Origin of the sequence: Streptomyces sp. NPDC058086 (genome assembly GCF_042885015.1) — a bacterium.
GTDB lineage: Bacteria > Actinomycetota > Actinomycetes > Streptomycetales > Streptomycetaceae > Streptomyces.
The window spans coordinates 25,463-42,096 of record NZ_JBHVST010000072.1; the positions used below are offsets into that span (position 1 = coordinate 25,463).

The 16,634-nt window shown below is 71.4% G+C and carries 16 protein-coding genes; 8 read left to right on the forward strand and 8 right to left on the reverse strand.

Features of this window, described 5'->3' with window-relative positions; all coding sequences use genetic code 11:
- Window positions 1–3: 3 nt before the first annotated feature.
- The 3 genes from ACFVWD_RS39200 to ACFVWD_RS39210 all read left to right on the forward strand — a co-directional run bounded on the left by ACFVWD_RS39200 (window position 4) and on the right by ACFVWD_RS39210 (window position 3,443).
- The gene (locus ACFVWD_RS39200) at window positions 4–519 is read left to right on the forward strand and encodes a SigE family RNA polymerase sigma factor (RefSeq protein ID WP_389602762.1); all 516 of its coding nucleotides are present in this window, start codon (window positions 4–6) and stop codon (window positions 517–519) included.
- Window positions 520–619: 100 nt separating this feature from the next.
- A complete protein-coding gene (locus ACFVWD_RS39205) occupies window positions 620–1,915 on the forward strand; it encodes a hypothetical protein (protein ID WP_389602763.1) in 1,296 nt (431 codons plus the stop codon).
- Between the two features lie 190 nt (window positions 1,916–2,105).
- Complete coding sequence (locus ACFVWD_RS39210; protein WP_389602764.1) at window positions 2,106–3,443, forward strand: M14 family metallopeptidase; 1,338 nt, start codon at window positions 2,106–2,108, stop codon at window positions 3,441–3,443.
- Window positions 3,444–3,509: 66 nt separating this feature from the next.
- Here the strand turns inward: ACFVWD_RS39210 and ACFVWD_RS39215 are convergent, their stop codons facing one another.
- The 5 genes from ACFVWD_RS39215 to ACFVWD_RS39235 all read right to left on the reverse strand — a co-directional run bounded on the left by ACFVWD_RS39215 (window position 3,510) and on the right by ACFVWD_RS39235 (window position 8,038).
- Window positions 3,510–4,055: a hypothetical protein gene (locus tag ACFVWD_RS39215; RefSeq protein ID WP_389602765.1), complete on the reverse strand. Its 546-nt coding sequence runs from the start codon at window positions 4,053–4,055 to the stop codon at window positions 3,510–3,512.
- An 86-nt stretch (window positions 4,056–4,141) separates the two neighbouring features.
- Entirely contained in the window at window positions 4,142–5,629 is a 1,488-nt protein-coding gene (locus ACFVWD_RS39220; protein WP_389602793.1) for a GntP family permease, read from the reverse strand.
- A gap of 143 nt (window positions 5,630–5,772) precedes the next feature.
- A complete protein-coding gene (locus tag ACFVWD_RS39225) occupies window positions 5,773–6,183 on the reverse strand; it encodes a RidA family protein (RefSeq protein ID WP_384912402.1) in 411 nt (136 codons plus the stop codon).
- On the reverse strand, window positions 6,180–6,953 hold the full coding sequence (locus ACFVWD_RS39230; protein ID WP_389602766.1) for an IclR family transcriptional regulator: 774 nt from the start codon (window positions 6,951–6,953) through the stop codon (window positions 6,180–6,182). The genes ACFVWD_RS39225 and ACFVWD_RS39230 overlap by 4 nt, the downstream gene beginning before the upstream one ends.
- A complete protein-coding gene (locus tag ACFVWD_RS39235; RefSeq protein ID WP_389602767.1) occupies window positions 6,950–8,038 on the reverse strand; it encodes a sugar kinase in 1,089 nt (362 codons plus the stop codon). The genes ACFVWD_RS39230 and ACFVWD_RS39235 overlap by 4 nt, the downstream gene beginning before the upstream one ends.
- Before the next feature lie 152 nt (window positions 8,039–8,190).
- Between ACFVWD_RS39235 and ACFVWD_RS39240 the strand changes: the two genes are divergently transcribed.
- Window positions 8,191–9,474, forward strand: coding sequence for an amino acid deaminase (locus ACFVWD_RS39240; protein ID WP_389602768.1), 1,284 nt, complete (start codon window positions 8,191–8,193; stop codon window positions 9,472–9,474).
- Between the two features lie 47 nt (window positions 9,475–9,521).
- On the forward strand, window positions 9,522–11,144 hold the full coding sequence (locus ACFVWD_RS39245; protein WP_389602769.1) for an amidohydrolase family protein: 1,623 nt from the start codon (window positions 9,522–9,524) through the stop codon (window positions 11,142–11,144).
- Between the two features lie 21 nt (window positions 11,145–11,165).
- Here ACFVWD_RS39245 and ACFVWD_RS39250 read toward each other — a convergent pair whose 3' ends face one another.
- Window positions 11,166–12,062 carry a serine protease gene (locus ACFVWD_RS39250; RefSeq protein ID WP_389602770.1) on the reverse strand — a complete coding sequence of 299 codons (897 nt, stop codon included), beginning with the start codon at window positions 12,060–12,062 and terminating at the stop codon, window positions 11,166–11,168.
- Window positions 12,063–12,230: 168 nt separating this feature from the next.
- Window positions 12,231–12,947: a hypothetical protein gene (locus tag ACFVWD_RS39255; protein WP_389602771.1), complete on the reverse strand. Its 717-nt coding sequence runs from the start codon at window positions 12,945–12,947 to the stop codon at window positions 12,231–12,233.
- Between the two features lie 126 nt (window positions 12,948–13,073).
- On the opposite strand from ACFVWD_RS39255, the gene ACFVWD_RS39260 reads away from it, so the two are divergent.
- Window positions 13,074–14,285 carry a pyridoxal phosphate-dependent aminotransferase gene (locus ACFVWD_RS39260; RefSeq protein WP_389602772.1) on the forward strand — a complete coding sequence of 404 codons (1,212 nt, stop codon included), beginning with the start codon at window positions 13,074–13,076 and terminating at the stop codon, window positions 14,283–14,285.
- Between the two features lie 104 nt (window positions 14,286–14,389).
- Entirely contained in the window at window positions 14,390–14,806 is a 417-nt protein-coding gene (locus ACFVWD_RS39265) for a hypothetical protein (protein ID WP_389602773.1), read from the forward strand.
- A gap of 94 nt (window positions 14,807–14,900) precedes the next feature.
- On the opposite strand, the gene ACFVWD_RS39270 is transcribed toward ACFVWD_RS39265, so the two are convergent.
- Window positions 14,901–15,776, reverse strand: a complete 876-nt coding sequence (locus ACFVWD_RS39270) for a helix-turn-helix transcriptional regulator (RefSeq protein WP_389602774.1) — start codon at window positions 15,774–15,776, stop codon at window positions 14,901–14,903.
- A 103-nt stretch (window positions 15,777–15,879) separates the two neighbouring features.
- On the opposite strand from ACFVWD_RS39270, the gene ACFVWD_RS39275 reads away from it, so the two are divergent.
- Window positions 15,880–16,584, forward strand: coding sequence for an SDR family NAD(P)-dependent oxidoreductase (locus ACFVWD_RS39275; RefSeq protein WP_389602775.1), 705 nt, complete (start codon window positions 15,880–15,882; stop codon window positions 16,582–16,584).
- Window positions 16,585–16,634: the final 50 nt, after the last annotated feature.

Below are 16,634 nucleotides of genomic sequence, written 5' to 3' on the forward strand. Positions count from 1 at the left end.
GGGATGAGACAGGTCCGGGGGGACGAGTACGCCGAGTTCGCGGCGGCGCGGGCGGGGCATCTCTACCGTTCCGCCTGTCTGCTCACCGGCGGGGACACCCATCTCGCCGAGGACCTGGTGCAGGAGACCCTCGGTCGCCTGTACGTCCGCTGGTACCGGGTCTCCCGCGTCGGCAACCCCGCCGGGTACGCCCAGACCGTCCTCACCCGTACCTTCCTCGCCCACCAGCGGCGCCGCAGCAGCCGGGAACGCGCCACGGACGAGTTCCCCGACCTTCCCGACCCGCGTGCGGACGACACCGACACACCCCTGCGGCTGACCCTGGTCGAGGCACTCGGCCGGCTGTCCGCCAAGGACCGGGCCGTGGTCGTGCTGCGCTACTGGGAGGACCGCAGCATCGAGGAGACCGCCGAGGCCATGAACGTCAGCTCGGCCGCCGTACGCACCCGCTGCACCCGCGCGCTCGCCCGGCTGCGGCTGCTGCTCGGGGACGCCCTCGGCGAGCACGCCAGACCCTGACCCCGGCCCGGCACCGGCACCGGCACCGGCGCCGGCGCCGACGACCGTACAGACCGCTCCGGCAGACAGCCCTTACGGAGAGCAGAGAGGGTGATTCGCCATGCCCGTTGACGACCGCGACCACGACCACGACCGGTACCACGACCACCACCGGGGACACGACCACGAGGACCGTTTCGAGGAACGGCTCGGCGCGGCCCTGCACCACGCCGGCGGGGCCTACGAGACCGACCGGCGCGCCCTGGTCGCCGCCGGCGAGGCGCGCGGCCACAGGCTGCTGCTGCGGCGCAGGGCCGCCGTCGTGGGGGGCGTGGCCTCGGTCGCGCTCGTGGGCCTCGGCGGGGCACTCCTCGTACCGGGGGGCGACGACGGCCGGCAGTCCGTGGCCACCGGCGCGAAGACCCCCGTCGCCTCGGCCGCCCCCAAGGCGTCGTACACCGGCGACGAACTGATCGGCATCCTCAAGAAGCTGCTCCCGCGGGGCAAGTTCGGCTCGGCGGAGGCACGTGGCACGGACGAGCAGCTGCCGCCGTACGCGCAGGTCGTCTACAACGACGGCAAGGGCGAGGCGGCCATCGCCGTCGGCCTCGGCCGGGACCTGCCGGGCAGCGAGCAGGCCCGCCAGACCGTCGCGTGCCCGGACAAGGTCCTGGCGCCGTACGACAGATGCGCCGTGACCAGGCTGCCCGACGGCTCGGCGCTCAAGATCGTCCAGGGGTACGAGTACCCGGACCGCCGCGCGGACACGAAGCTGTGGACGGCGGACCTCGTCACCCCCACGGGGCAGCACGTCAGCGTGAGCGAATGGAACGCCGCGGCCGAGAAGGGCGCGCCGGTCAGCAGGTCCGAACCACCCCTGTCTCCGGCGCGGTTGAAGACACTCGCCACGGCCGGCGCGTGGCTGGGCGTCGTCGACGCGATCCCGGTGGACCCCAAGGCCCCGACGGCGGCCGCGACACAGCCCTCCGGCGTCAGCGGCCGTGCGATCGGTTCGACGCTCGTCTCGCTGCTTCCCAAGGGCGTCAAGGTGGTCGCCAAGAGCGGCCCGGACAGCGGGTACGGCTATGTCGTCCTCGACGACGGCAAGGGCAGGAGCCTGGTCCAGATCAACGTGCAGCCGAACATGTCGGACGTCGAGCACCAGCTCTTCGGGGCGGACGCCGAGACGCTGGCCGACGGCACGAAGGTCGTCACGCACGAGGAGCCGGGCGAGAAGGGCGGCGCCGGCGTCGTCATGTGGACCGCCGACACCATCAGGACCGACGGGTTCCGTGTGGTGGTCAGTGCCTTCAACTCCGGCAGCCAGGAGACCGCCGCGACGCGCACCGCCCCCGCGCTCACGACGAAGCAGCTCCGGGCGATCGCCCTCAGTGCGAAGTGGCGCGCTCTGGGCTGAGTTCCCTCGCCGCTCTCACGCATCGGGCCCCGGCGGGCAGACCTGCCGACGGGGTCCGACGCATGACCGGTTTCCGCCACCGGCTCTTTGTCGTCCCTTGACCTGCCCATGCCAAACGCTCACCATGAGCGCCACACCCGCACTCCGTACGTCGCACTGATTCCACCCCCCACTCCGCCAAGGAGACTTCATGCGACTTCACAGACGCGGCAGGCGCACCGTCACCCTCGCGACCCTGCTCGCGCTCGCCCTCGCCGCCCCGATCACCGCCACCGCCACCCACGCCACGGCGACGGGAGCGAAGGCCCCCGCGCCCTCGGCCGACGACATCCGTCAGTACGAGATCCACCAGAGCACCACCCCGGTGACCCGCGCCGCCATCCAGCAGACCGGCGTCACCGTGGACGAGGCCGACGAGGAGACCGTCGTCGTCTCGGGCCGCGCCGACCAGGTCACGAAGCTGCGCCGACTCGGCTACGAGGTCTCGCTGTTGGGGTCCGCGCCGAACCGGTCGAACGGCGCCGGTGACGTCCGCCTCCTCGACTTCCCGTCGGCCGACGCGAAGTACCACAACTACGCCGAGATGAACACGGAGATCGACCAGCGGCTCGCGGCCTACCCGAGCATCATGAGCAAGCGGGTGATCGGGAAGTCGTACCAGGGCCGGGACATCGTCGCCATCAAGGTCAGCGACAACGTGGCCACCGACGAGAACGAGCCCGAGGTCCTCCTCACCTTCCACCAGCACGCCCGCGAGCACCTGACCGTCGAGATGGCGCTGTATCTGCTGCGCGAGCTCGGGGCCGGGTACGGCAGCGACTCCCGGGTCACCAACATGGTGAACAACCGCGAGATCTGGATCGTCCCCGACCTCAACCCGGACGGCGGCGAGTACGACATCGCGACCGGCTCCTACCGCTCGTGGCGCAAGAACCGCCAGCCCAACTCCGGTTCCTCGTACGTCGGTACGGACCTCAACCGCAACTGGAACTACAAGTGGGGCTGCTGCGGCGGCTCCTCCGGCTCCACGTCCTCCGAGACCTACCGCGGCGCCTCCGCCGAGTCCGCGCCCGAGGTGAAGGTCGTCGCCGACTTCGTGCGGAGCCGGGTCGTCGGCGGGAAGCAGCAGATCAAGGCCGGCATCGACTTCCACACGTACAGCGAACTCGTGCTGTGGCCCTTCGGGTACACCACCGCCGACACCGCGACCGGCATGACAGCGGACGACGCCGCCGCGTTCAAGGCCGTCGGCCAGAAGATGGCGGCCAGCAACGGGTACACCCCCGAGCAGTCCAGCGACCTCTACATCACCGACGGGTCGATCGACGACTATCTCTGGGGCTCCCAGAAGATCTTCGACTACACCTTCGAGATGTATCCGACGTCCAGTTCCGGAGGCGGGTTCTACCCGCCCGACGAGGTCATCGAGCGGGAGACCTCACGGAACCGGGACGCCGTGTTGCAGTTGCTGGAGAACGCGGACTGCATGTACCGGTCGATCGGGAAGGCGACGCAGTACTGCAGTTGACCGGGGCGGTGCGGTGTGTGGGGAACTGCGGGCCCGTTGCGGCTGGTCGCGCAGTTCCCCGCGCCCCTACGAGGCGCTCTCCTCACCGTCTTCGAAGTAGGTGTCCAGGACCGTGTCCAGCTGGTCCTCCCACTCCTTGAAGCGGGCCCGGGCCGTCGCCTCGATCTCGATCGGGTACCAGCGGCGGTCCGGGGTGTGCACCGTGATGGTGAACCGCTTCCCGAAGCGGGGCGACTCCGTCTCGACGGCGCCGATCTCGTCCCAGCGGAACTCCGCCTCCTGGTCGTCCAGACGCAGCCGTACGCCGCTGTGGTCGGCCTTGATCGAGGCGCGCCGGTCGGACGCCTCGAACACCGGCCCGTCCGGGTCCGGTTCGGGCTCGGAGTCCGAGTCGGATTCGGAGGTGGCCTCCTCTTCGGCCTCGGCGGGCGCCTCCTCGGAGACCTCGTCCTCGGGGGCGGCGTCCTCGACAACCGCCTCCTCGGACGCGGCCTCCTCGACGGCCGCGTCCTTCGGCTCCGCCTTCGCGGGTGACGTAAGCCCGGGGATGGACGCCGGGTTCACCGCGGCGGCGTCCAGGGGCTGGCTCTTCGAACCTATGCGCTGCTCCACAGCGGGCAGTATGGTCGAAGATCCTGTGTCGGACACAGCCAGCCCCCAAGTTGGCAACGCGACCGTTGTACGAAGACGCCCCGTACCTACACGAACAGGCTCACCACCGCCGCCACCGCGAAGCCCGCCACCGACAGCACCGACTCCAGGACCGTCCAGGTCTTGAGGGTGTCCCGTTCGGAGATGCCGAAGTACTTCGCCACCATCCAGAAGCCGCCGTCGTTGACGTGCGAGGCGAAGATGGAGCCCGCCGAGATCGCCATGATGACCAGGGCGACGAAGGCCTGGGAGTGGTCGCCCCCGGTCAGCAGCGGGGCCACGATGCCGGCCGTGGTGACGATGGCGACCGTCGCCGAGCCCTGGGCGACACGCAGGACCAGGGAGATGAGGTAGGCGAGGACGATCACCGGCAGACCGACGTCGTTGAAGGTGTCGGAGAGGGCCTGGGCGACCCCGCTGCCCTTGAGGACCGCGCCGAAGACCCCGCCCGCGCCGACCACGAGCAGAATGTTGCCGACCGGCTTCAGCGAGGCCGTGGACACCGTCTCCAGCGACTTGCGGGACCAGCCGCGGCGGATGCCGAGCAGGTAGTACGCCAGCAGCAGCGCGATCGTCAGCGCGACGAAGGGGTGGCCGAAGAACTCGATGACCGAGCGGCCCGTGGAGGGGTCGAAGGCGATCGAGGAGAAGGTCGCGAGCAGGATCAGCACCAGCGGCGTACCGATGATGGCCAGAACCGTGCCGAGCGGCACCGGCTTCTCCTGCGGCGCGACCCCGGCGGCCCGCTGCTCCTCGACCAGCGCGGCCCTCGCCTCGTCGGCGGCCTCGGCCATGTCCTGCGGCACGGGGACGAAGATCCGCCTGCCGATCCACGCGGACCAGGCCCAGGCGGCGAGCACGGCGGGGGTGCCGCAGACGATGCCCATGAGGATGACCCAGCCGAGCTGCACGTGGAGCAGTCCCGCGGCGGCGACCGGGCCCGGGTGCGGCGGCAGGAACGCGTGGGTCATGGAGAGACCCGCGAGCAGCGGCAGGCAGTAGAGCAGGATCGACTTGCCGCCGCGCTTGGCGGCCGCGTAGACGATCGGCGCGAGGACGAAGATGCCGACGTCGAAGAAGACGGGGATGCCGAAGATGAGGCCGGTGAGGCCCATGGCGAGGGGCGCCCGCTCCTCGCCGAAGAGGTTCAGCAGCCGGGACGCCAACACCTCCGCCCCGCCGCTGACTTCGAGGATCGCGCCGAGCATCGTGCCGAGCCCGATGATGATCGCGATGTGACCGAGGGTGCCGCCCATGCCGGACTCGATCAGGGAGACGGCGTCGGAGCGCTGGACCGTGCCGAAGAGTTCGGTGACGGAGAGACCGGCCGCGAGGCCGACGGCTATGGAGACCGCGAGCAGCGCCACGAAGGGCTGGAGTCTCGCCTTGATGATCAGCACGAGAAGCAGGGCGATACCGAGGGCGGCGACGGTCAGCAGACCGGCGGTGCCGTGGATGAGGGCGATCAGGCCGCCGGTGTGGGGTGGGGCCGGTGGTGCGGTGGTGGCGGCGAGCAGGGGCAGGGGTGAGGACATGAGCGAGGACATGAGCGGAGGACCTCTGCAGTCGGGTAAGTGGGGCATGCGGCTTTCGGGCAGGGGGGATCGCGGCACGGCGTCCCATGAAGGTGGACGCCGTGCCGTGATGACGTACGGGGTGCGGGAGTTGGAGGGGGCGCTCAGCCCAGTACGGCGAGCGCGTCGATCTCGATGAGGAGGCCGGCCGGCAGGCCGACGTAGACCGTGGTGCGGGCGGCGGGGGGCGCGGTGAGGCCCTGCTCCTCGAAATAGGTGTTGTAGATCTGGTTCATCTCGGCGAAGTGGTCGACGTCCGTGAGGTAGACGCGGATCATCATCGCGTCGTCCCAGCTCGCGCCGCCCTCTTCGAGAATCGCCTGGACGTTGGCGAGGGTCTGGAGGGTCTGTTCACGCAGGGTGGGACCGGCGGGCGTGGGCGGCCTGCCCTCCTCGGCCGGGAGGAAGCCGACCTGTCCGGCGACCTGGAGGATGTTCCCCTTCTTCACGCCGTGCGAGAACTTCGCCGGCGGCGTGGTGTGGGTCTTGGGGGTGAGGGCGGTCTTCTCGGTCATGGACGTCGGGAACTCTCTTCCTTGGCTGGGGGCTTGCCGGAGTACTCGTGGCTGATGGCGTCGGCGGTCCGGCGCACCAGCGGGAGCAGGGTGAGGAGTTCGTCGGCGGTGACGACGACGTTCGGCGCGGAGACCGACATCGCGGCGACGGCGCGTCCGTCGGCGCCGCGGATGGGGGCCGCGACGCAGTTGATGGACTCCTCGTGGCCACCGAGGTCGGTGGCCCAGCCCTGTTCGCGCACCGTGGCCAACTCCTTGAGGAAGGCAGGCGCGTTGGGGGTCGAACGGGCCGTGTACATGGGGTAGTCGAGCTTGTCCGCGACGGCGCGGCGCTCGGGCTCGGGGAGATCGGCGAGGAGGAGTTTGGCGACGGCGGCGACCGTGATGGCGACCGGCTTCCCGATCCGCGAGTACATGCGCACCGGGTAGCGGCTCTCCACCTTGTCGATGTAGAGGACCTCGTTCTCCTCGTACACCGCGAGGTGGACGGTGTGCCCGCAGGTCTCGTTGAGCCGTACGAGGTGGGGGTGGGCGATCTCGCGGACGTCGAGGTTCTCGACGGCTTCCTGGGCGAGGGCGAAGAGGCGGGCGCCGAGGCGGTAGCGCTGGTCGGACTGGCGGTAGACGAGGCCGTGCTCGTGCAGGGTGCGCAGGAGGCGGAGCGCGGTGGACTTGTGGACACCGAGGCGGTCGGCGACCTGGCCGAGGTCGGCGGGGCCCTCGGCGAGCAGCGGCAGGATGCTCAGCGCTCGGTCGACGGTCTGGCTCATGGGGTACGTACCTCCTCCTGGGCCCGCGTGACGGCTTCGGTCCAGCCGGGGCCGAGTCGAAGTGTCTCCCACGCGTCGTCGTCCAGAGCGGCCAGCCGGTCGGCGTGGTCGCGGGAGGGGGGTACGGCGAGGTCGCCGTGGACGGTGAGGGCGGCGGCGGCCATGAGGTGGCCGTGCCGGAGCCGGTCCCGGGCGGGCAGTGCGCGCAGGGTGGCGGAGAGGAACCCGGCGGCGAAGGCGTCGCCCGCGCCGACGGCCGCGATCACGTCGACGTGCAGGGCGCGTACGAACGTGGCGGTGTCGGGGGCGTCCTGGGCGGCTCCCGAAGACGCGCGGCCCGCCGCGGCCCTCTCGAACACGGTCGCCCCGTCCCCGCCCTGCTTGACGACGAGGACGGCCGGTTCCGGCAGCGCGTCGCGGATCGCCCGTGCCCCGCGCAGCCCCCAGGCGGCGCGGGCCTCGTCGTCTCCGACGAACACGATGTCCGCGCCGCGCGCGAGGTCGAGCAGGACGCGCGGTCCGTCTGCGTCGCGCCACAACCCGGCGCGGTGGTTGACGTCGAAGGAGACGAGGGGGCGCCTCGCGCGAGGCGCGGTGAGTTCGCGCATCAGGCCGAGGCAGTCCTCGGACAGCGCCGCGGTGATGCCGGACAGGTGCAGTATGCGGCCCGACCGCAGGGCGCCCACGTCCACGGTGTCCCTGGTCATCGCGGAGGCGGCGGATCCGGCCCGGTAGTAGGCGACCTCGTGGGCGTCGCTCGCCCGGTCGCCCGCCGTGCGGAAGTAGATGCCCGTCGGACGCGCGGGATCCCGTCGTACGGCGGAGGTGTCGACGCCGTACGCGGCGATCGCCTCGACGAGGTGGTCGCCGAACCCGTCGGTGCCGACCCGGCCGACCCAGCGCACGGTGTGCCCGGCCGCGGCGAGCACACACGCCACGTTGGACTCGGCTCCGCCGATCCCCCGCTCGAACGACGGCACATCGGCGAGGCGCCCCGGCCGGGTGGGCAGGAACGTGACCATGGACTCGCCGAGCGCGACGACATCCACGACGTCCGGGACGTCGACAGGTCCGTTGGGGGTCACGATGTCTGGGGCTCCTCGCTCTCACGGCCGACGGGGGCCGGGCGGCACCGTTGACCCTGCGTTGGCTGGGATGTTAGACAGCAGTAAACGACATACGCAATGACCGTTGCACATGCTGCAACACAGTGCAGCACCCTTGAAGGGATGGCCCCATGACCGCCTCCGAAGCCGCCGCCCGTCTGGCGGCGGACCGTCTCGCCGCGGACCGCGTCGACCACCGCTTCAAGGGCCTCCCCCCGGACGCCGAGGGTCTGACCGTCGGCGAGCTGGCCGCCCAGCGCCGCGACCTCTTCACCGGCGGCTTCACCACCCCCGTCCTCGCCCTGTCCGCCGAGCGCCTGACGCACAACCTCGAACTGATGGAGACGTACGCCGTCCGCCACGGCCTCGCCTTCGCCCCGCACGGCAAGACCTCGATGGCCCCCCAGCTGTTCTGGCGGCAGATCGAGCACGGCGCCTGGGGCATCACGCTCGCCGTGCCCCACCAGGTGCGCGTGGCGAGGGAGTTCGGGATCGAGCGGATCTTCCTCGCGAACGAACTCGTCGACGCGGCGGCGCTGCGCTGGATCGCGTCCGAACTGGCGGCCGACCCGGACTTCCGCTTCGTCTGTTACGTCGACTCGGTGCGCGGCGTCGAGCTGATGGACGCGGCGCTGCACGGCTCCACCCGTCCGGTGGACGTGGTCGTCGAGCTCGCCGCCGGCGCGGGGGCCCGCACCGGGGTGCGTACGGAGGCGGAGTGCGCGGCGGTCGCGGACGCGGTGGCCGCGACACGGACCCTGCGGCTGGTCGGCGTGGCCGGTTACGAGGGCGAGGTCCCGGGGGCGGACCCCGAGCGCGTGCATGCCTGGCTGCGGCGGCTGACCGCGCTGGCGGTGGACTTCGACAAGGCGGGCCGGTTCGAAGGGGTGGCGGAGATCGTCGTCAGCGCGGGCGGCAGCGCCTGGTTCGACGCCGTCGCGGACGTCTTCTCCGAGCTCCCCGATCTCTCCCTGCCCGTACTGAAGCTGCTGCGTTCGGGCGCCTACGTCTCGCACGACGACGGCCACTACCGTCGGCTGACCCCCTTCACCCGGGTCCCCGAGGAGGGCGCGCTGCACCCCGCGTTCCGCCTCTGGGCCCAGGTCGTCTCCCGGCCCTCCCCCGAGCAGGCCTTCGTCAACGCGGGCAAGCGCGACGCGGCGTACGACCTCGATCTGCCCGAGGTCCAGGTGGTGCGGCGGGACGGTGCCGAGCGGCCGGCGACGGGTCTGACGGTGACCGCGCTCTCCGACCAGCACGCGTGGCTGCGCACGGACCCGGAGGCGGATGTGGAGGTCGGGGACTGGGTGGGCCTCGGGCTGTCCCACCCCTGCACGTCCTTCGACAAGTGGCAGCTGATTCCGCTGGTGGAGGCGGACGGCACGGTCGTGGACTACGTCCGTACGTTCTTCTGAGAGGCCGCTGTGACGAATGTTTCCCGTGTTTCCTGGAGGCCCCTGTGATGGATCTCGTCATCCGCGACGCGGAGGTCGTCGACGGCACCTCAGGCCCCTCGTACCGCGCCGACGTGGGCATCGAGGGCGGCAGGATCACCACCGTGCTCAAGGAGGGCGCGGCGGCCGGCTGTCTGCGGCCGGTCGCCCGGCGGGTCCTTGACGCCGAGGGCCTGGCCCTCTCCCCCGGTTTCATCGACATGCACGCCCACAGCGACCTCGCCCTCCTGCGCGACCCGGACCACAGCGCGAAGGCGGCACAGGGGGTGACCCTGGAGGTCATCGGCCAGGACGGGCTGTCGTACGCGCCGGTCGACGACCGCACCCTCGCGGAGGTCCGGTCCACGATCACCGGTTGGAACGGACCCGGTGACGACATCGACTTCGACTGGCGTTCGGTGGGCGAGTACCTGGACCGGCTCGACCACGGCTTCGACGGCGAGGGCATCGCGGTGAACGCCGCGTATCTGATCCCGCAGGGCACCGTCCGGATGCTCGCCGTCGGCTGGGACGACCGTCCGGCGACGGCGCGGGAGCTGGAGCGGATGCGGCGGCTGGTGGCCGACGGGATGCGCGAGGGCGCCGTCGGCATGTCCTCCGGCCTCACCTACACCCCCGGCATGTACGCCCAGGACGCCGAACTCACCGAGCTGTGCCGGGTGGTGGCGGAGTACGGCGGCTACTACTGCCCGCACCACCGCTCGTACGGGGCGGGCGCCCTGGCGGCGTACGAGGAGATGGTGGCCCTCACCCGCGAGGCGGGCTGCCCGCTCCACCTCGCCCACGCCACCATGAACTTCGGCGTCAACGAGGGCAGGGCCCCGGAACTGCTGGCCCTCCTGGACGACGCCCTCGCCGCGGGCGCGGACATCAGCCTCGACACGTACCCCTACACCCCCGGCTGCACCACGCTCGTGGCGATGCTGCCGAGCTGGGCGAGCGAGGGCGGCCCGGAGGCGATCCTCGCGCGCCTGAAGGACGAGGAGACGGCCGAACGCGTCCGGCACCACATGGAGGTGATCGGCGCCGACGGCTGCCACGGCGTGCCCATCGAGTGGGACACGATCGAGATCTCGGGAGTCACCGACCCGGCGCTCGCGTCGTACGTCGGCAGCACGGTCCGGCAGTCCGCCGACCGGCTCGGCGAGAGCCCCTGGACGACCGCCCGCCGCCTTCTCCTCGACGACCGGCTGGGACCGACGATCCTCCAGCACGTCGGCCACGAGGAGAACGTCCGCGCGATCATGCAGCACCGTGTGCACACCGGCGGTTCGGACGGCATCCTGCGCGGCGACAAGCCGCACCCGCGCGCCTACGGCACGTTCCCGCGGTATCTGGGTAAGTACGTACGGGAGTTGGGCGTCCTCTCCCTGGAGGAGTGCGTCGCCCATCTCACCGGCCGCCCGGCCGCCCGGCTGCGGCTGCCCGACCGCGGCCTGGTCCGCGAGGGGTACCGCGCCGACCTCGTCCTCTTCGACCCGGCCACGGTCGCGGCGGGCTCGACGTTCGCGGACCCGCGCAGACTCCCCACGGGCATCCCTTACGTCCTGATCGACGGCCGGTTCGTGATCGAGGACGGGCGGCGCACGGACGTACTGGCGGGGCGGGCGGTCCGCCGGACTCCCCGGTGACCGCCCGCCGCCGCACAGGGGTCACGGCTTGGGCAGGGTGCATCCGCTCGCGCTCAGGTTGAGCTTGTTGCCGGTCGTGAAGCAGGCCGGGATCTGGTAGGTCTCCTCGGCGTAGTTGATGCCCGGGTGAATGGTGACGTTGCCGCTCGCGTCGACCTCGCAGGGGTTGTTCACCGTGCAGGTCTCGCCGTCCTCGTTGCCGGTGTTGTTGACGGCGACGACCTTGCCGGTGGACTGGTCGATGACCGGCGAGCCCGAGGTGCCGCCGATGGTGTTGCAGGCGGAGGTGTAGCGGATGGAGTCCTTCCAGGTCCAGTCGCCCTCCTTGAGGCGGTACGCGAACCCGTCGATGCTGCAGTTGTAGAGCCGCTTCCAGTAACCGGAGGCGACCGTGATGGCGGTGCCGACGGTCGGGTGCGTGTCCTGCACGGTCAGCGCGCTGATGCCGTACGAGTTCTTGATCGTCGTGTAGGTGCTGGTGAGCTGGTAGATCGTGATGTCCGTGTCGGTCATCGTCGAGTACGCGACCTTGCCGGCCCGCAGGGTCGCCACCCGGGTGCCGGCCGAGTTGAGCAGGCCGAAGGTACGGCTGGACGCCTGGTCGACGATCACTTCACCGGGCTCCGGGAAGCCCGTCTCCAGGCAGTGGCCGTTGGAGAGCACGAGCGCCGGGTCGCTGTCCGCGGAGTTGGGGAAGCGGATGACGGAGCCGGAGCAGTTGCTGAGCGCGACGGTCCCGGCGAGGCTGACGGCCTGGAGGGTCGGCGCCGCCGCCTTCGTGTCCGCCTTGACCGCGGACGCGGACGCGGACGTGGACGACGACGCCGCCGCCGCGGGTGCGGGTGCCGCGACCGCGGGTGCCACGCCCGCCCCGGTGATCACCAGGGCGAAGAGCGCGGCGACGAGAGGCTTTCTCATGTGGGGGTCCCCTCTTGCGACTTGGGCGACCGGAGATCTTCCGGCCACTTCCAGTCTTGTCATGCGCATTGTCAATCGAGGGGACGGGAGGAACAAGGAGCGGTTTCCGGCCATGGGCATGCCGGAGTGACGGGACGGGGCGTGTCGTATACGTGAGCGAGCCGACGGCTACTTCGGCCGTTTGGTGGCGCCCTGGCCGTGGCCGGGATTGCCGTTGGCGGCGCCGTGGCCCGTGGTCGCGGTGGGGCTGGTGGTGGGGGTGGTGACGGTAGAGGCGGAGGCGGAGGTCCCCGCCGACGGGGACCGCGGCGCAGTGGTGGACGGCGTCGCCGAGGTGGACGCGGACGCGCCCGGGGAGGTCCGGTCGGCGCTCGCACCGGAGGCGGCGGGCGAGTCGCCCGGCGCCGTCCCCGCCTCGTCGGCGGCCGAGCCGCTCACGGAAGCCGTCGGCTCCGGGGATGCGGACGCGCCCCGGCCGTCACCGTCGCCCCGCCCCGAGGGCGATGAGCCTCCGGACGCACCGGAGTCGAACAGTCCCACGAGCACCACGGCGAGGACGACCGCGCACACCACGCCGCCGGCCACCGCCACCCGCCGCCGCGGGATCCGTTCCGGGCGGCGGCGCCGCGAGCCGCCATGGCGGCCAGTCCCGGTACGCGCCGCGGCGCCGTCGCCGCCCGCACCCCCCACCCCCGAGCCGTCGCCGCCCGCCCCCGTCCCCGACCCGTCGTCGGCCGTCACCGCACCCGGCCCGTCGTACGCGCCCTGCCAGCCGTGCGCCGCCGCCGGATCCGCGTACGCCTCGTACGCCGGAGGCGCCTCGCCGTCGCCGCTCGGGAGGTACACCCTCGGCTCGGCCTCGGTCTCACCGTTCTGCCAGGACATGATCGCGGATTCTAAGGACCGCAAGGGCTTGCGGCACAACACGGGAAGAAAGCGACCCAAAACGCCACGTCTCACGTGGTGGAAAACACCCCCCGCCGAGCGTTACGCGGCCGTAAGCTCACCGTCATGCAGGTGATCCAGTCGACCAAGCTCGCCAACGTCTGTTACGAGATCCGGGGCCCGGTGCTCGAGGAGGCGATGCGGCTGGAAGCGGCGGGTCATCGGATCCTCAAGCTGAACACCGGCAATCCGGCCGCGTTCGGGTTCGAGTGCCCGCCCGAGATCCTGGAGGACATCCTCCGGAACGTGTCGACCGCGCACGGCTACGGCGACGCGAAGGGCCTGCTCGCCGCCCGCCGCGCCGTCGTGATGCACAACCAGACCCTCGGCATCGAGACCGACGTCGAGCACGTCTTCATCGGAAACGGCGTGTCCGAGCTGATCGTGATGGCGATGCAGGGGCTGCTGGACGACGGCGACGAGGTCCTCGTACCGGCGCCGGACTACCCGCTGTGGACCGCCGCCGTGTCCCTGTCCGGCGGCACCGCCGTGCACTACCACTGCGACGAGCAGTCGGACTGGATGCCCGACCTCGCGGACGTGGAGCGCAAGGTCACCGACCGCACCAAGGCGATCGTCATCATCAACCCGAACAACCCGACGGGCGCGGTGTACGACGAGGCGATGCTGTGCGGGCTCACCGACATCGCCCGCCGTCACAACCTCCTGGTCTGCTCGGACGAGATCTACGACAAGATCCTCTACGACGACGCCACGCACACCCCGACCGCCTCGGTCGCGCCCGACCTGCTCACCCTCACCTTCAACGGCATGTCGAAGGCCTACCGGGTGGCGGGCTACCGGGTCGGCTGGATGTCGATCTCCGGCCCCCGCGCGCACGCCGACTCCTACATCGAGGGCCTGACGATCCTCGCGAACATGCGCCTGTGCGCGAACATGCCCGGCCAGCACGGCGTGGTCGCGGCGCTCAGCGGGCGGCAGACCATCAACGACCTGGTGCTGCCCGGCGGCCGGCTGAAGGAACAGCGGGACGTCGCCTACGAACTGCTGACCCAGATCCCGGGCGTGAGCTGCGTGAAGCCCAAGGGCGCGCTGTATCTCTTCCCGCGGCTCGACCCGAAGGTCTTCAAGATCAAGGACGACCGGCAGATGGTCCTCGACCTGCTCCGCCGCGAGAAGATCATGGTCGTCCAGGGGACCGGCTTCAACTGGCCCGAGTCGGACCACTTCCGGGTGGTCACCCTGCCGAGCGTGGGCGATCTGACCGACGCGGTGACCCGGATCGGGAACTTCCTGGACGGCTACAGCCAGCCGTGACACTCACGCTGTGTACGCGACACGACAAGATGTGCGACATGGCTCAACTTTAGACGAAATCCAAGCTAGGATGGCTTCCTGAAAGACCACAGGAGGCCGTCCCCATGTACGAACCGATCCGCACCAAGTCGGTCCACACGACGGCCGGCACCCCCTCCGACTTTCCCCACCGGTCGCGCGAGGAGGAGCTGGACATCCAGCTCGCCGGACACCTCGCGGCGCTCCTCGCGGTGACCGACGAGATCCGCGCGATCGAGCCGTCCGCCGACCTGGACGCGGCGGCCGAGCGGCTCGCCGAGCGGGTGGCGCGGCTGCGGGGAGGAGTGGCGCCGGTCCACGCGTCGGCCGCCGCCGTGCGCGAGCCGCACGTCGTCGCTCTCCACCAGCGGGCCCACGCCCTCGCCGGCCGCGCCCTCGTCGTCGCCGCGTCCCGCGCGGACACGGCGGGCGCGATCCTGGCCGCCGAGCGCATGGACGCCCACGCCCCGGCCGCCGAACCCCGCGAACTCGCGGCTCGCTGAGAGCCCGCGTCCGAGCCCCCGGGCTCCCCTTGTACGGCCCCGGTCCGCGCGCACCCGCAGCGACGTGCGGACCGGGTGCCACACATCCCACCGGTCAGCCGAGGGCAGTGCCCGTCGTCTGCAACCCCACCGTCGCGAGCAGCGCCAGCTGCTGTGCCGCCTCCGTGCCCGGCGCCGCCGAGCAGATCGTGATCCGCAGGTCCCCGCCCGGCACCGCGAGCGTGTCGCAGTCCAGGACGATCACCCCCACCTCCGGATGGTGGACCGTCTTGGTGTCGGCCGTGTGGAACCCGACCGCGTGCGAGGCCCACAGCTCACGGAACGGCTCGCTCTCCCGCCGCAGATCCGCGATCAGCGAGCGCAGCCCCCGGTCGTCGGGATAGCGGGCGGTGGCGGACCGAAGATCCGACACCAGGGCCGTGCGCAGCCTCCGCTCCTGCTCCGGGGTGTGCGTGGTCCGGCTGGGCAGACCCGTGAACTCCCGCCACACGTAGTTGCGTTCGCGCCCGCGCAGGCCGGACAGGTCGCCCACCAGCGCGGCCCACAGCGGGTTCCACGAGATGAGGTTGTACGCCGCGTCGTGCACCGCGATCGGGGACTGGCTCAGCTGGTCCAGGAGGCGCTGCACGCTCGGCGGGATGTGCTGCGAGATGTGTCCGGCCGCGGGCGGGGCCTGCCCGGCCAGCCGGTAGAGGTGGTCGCGCTCGGGCTCCGACAGGCGCAGGGCACGGGCGAGCGCGCCGACGACCTGGTCGGAGGGGGCGGTGGCGCGGCCCTGTTCGAGGCGGGTGACATAGTCCACCGAGAGCCCGGCGAGCTGCGCCAGCTCCTCCCTGCGCAGTCCGGGCGCCCGCCGCGCGCCGCCCCTCGGCAGCCCGGCCTCCTGGGGTGTGGTCCGGTCGCGCCAGTACCGCAGCGCGGTACCGAGCTCTCCGTGCTCGCGATGGTCCCGAGGGTCTCGTTGGCTCACCCCTCCATGGTGCTCCCCCGGCGCCGCCACAGCCTGGTACTGCCAGTCCCCCCGACACGGAGGGCTCTGTCTGCCCGCCCGGGCGGCGCGGACCGTGGGACACATGACCATCACCGTGATCACCGGTGCCAACAAGGGCATCGGATACGAGACCGCCCGCCGCCTCGTCGAGCGGGGCCACACCGTCTACGTCGGCGCCCGTGACGCCCAGCGGGGCAAGGAGGCCGCCGACGCGCTGGGCGCCCGGGCCCTGCTCCTCGACGTCACCGACGACGCGTCCGTGCAGGCCGCCGCGGACCGCGTCCGCGAGGAGGCCGGACACGTCGACGTCCTCGTCAACAACGCGGGCATCAACCAACCCGCCAAGCCTGTTGAGGAGTTGACGGGTCCGGACCTGCAACGGGTCTACGACACGAATGTCTTCGGCCCCGTCCGCACCCTGCACGCCTTCCTCCCCCTGCTGCGGAAGGCGGAGCACCCCGTCGTCGTCAACGTCAGCAGCTCTCTGGGCTCGCTCACCATCAACGCCCACCCCGACAGCCGTTCCCTGCTCTCCTCCTGGGTCCCCGCGCTCGCGTACAACTCCTCCAAGGCGGCGCTGAACATGCTGACGGTGCTGTACGCGAAGGCGTACCCGGAGATCCGGATCAGTGCCGTCAATCCGGGCTTCACCGCGACCGACCTCAACGGCCACGCGGGGACCTTGAGCGTCGAGGAGGGCGCGGAGATCATCGTCGCCACCGCCGCCGCGGGCGCGGACGCGCCGAGCGGCGCCTTCGTGGAGAACGGAGGCACCCTCCCCTGGTGAGGCCCCGCGCCCTCCACCTGGTGACACCCGCGGCAGGAGGCCGCCGTTCC

Coding starts and splice junctions, on each gene's coding strand:
- ACFVWD_RS39200 (WP_389602762.1), top strand. CDS start 4: ATGAGACAGGTCCGGGGGGACGAGTACGCCGAGTTCGCGGCGGCGCGG.
- ACFVWD_RS39205 (WP_389602763.1), top strand. CDS start 620: ATGCCCGTTGACGACCGCGACCACGACCACGACCGGTACCACGACCAC.
- ACFVWD_RS39210 (WP_389602764.1), top strand. CDS start 2,106: ATGCGACTTCACAGACGCGGCAGGCGCACCGTCACCCTCGCGACCCTG.
- ACFVWD_RS39220 (WP_389602793.1), bottom strand. CDS start 5,629: ATGTCCTCACCCCTGCCCCTGCTCGCCGCCACCACCGCACCACCGGCC.
- ACFVWD_RS39225 (WP_384912402.1), bottom strand. CDS start 6,183: ATGACCGAGAAGACCGCCCTCACCCCCAAGACCCACACCACGCCGCCG.
- ACFVWD_RS39230 (WP_389602766.1), bottom strand. CDS start 6,953: ATGAGCCAGACCGTCGACCGAGCGCTGAGCATCCTGCCGCTGCTCGCC.
- ACFVWD_RS39240 (WP_389602768.1), top strand. CDS start 8,191: ATGACCGCCTCCGAAGCCGCCGCCCGTCTGGCGGCGGACCGTCTCGCC.
- ACFVWD_RS39245 (WP_389602769.1), top strand. CDS start 9,522: ATGGATCTCGTCATCCGCGACGCGGAGGTCGTCGACGGCACCTCAGGC.
- ACFVWD_RS39250 (WP_389602770.1), bottom strand. CDS start 12,062: ATGAGAAAGCCTCTCGTCGCCGCGCTCTTCGCCCTGGTGATCACCGGG.
- ACFVWD_RS39255 (WP_389602771.1), bottom strand. CDS start 12,947: ATGTCCTGGCAGAACGGTGAGACCGAGGCCGAGCCGAGGGTGTACCTC.
- ACFVWD_RS39260 (WP_389602772.1), top strand. CDS start 13,074: ATGCAGGTGATCCAGTCGACCAAGCTCGCCAACGTCTGTTACGAGATC.
- ACFVWD_RS39265 (WP_389602773.1), top strand. CDS start 14,390: ATGTACGAACCGATCCGCACCAAGTCGGTCCACACGACGGCCGGCACC.
- ACFVWD_RS39275 (WP_389602775.1), top strand. CDS start 15,880: ATGACCATCACCGTGATCACCGGTGCCAACAAGGGCATCGGATACGAG.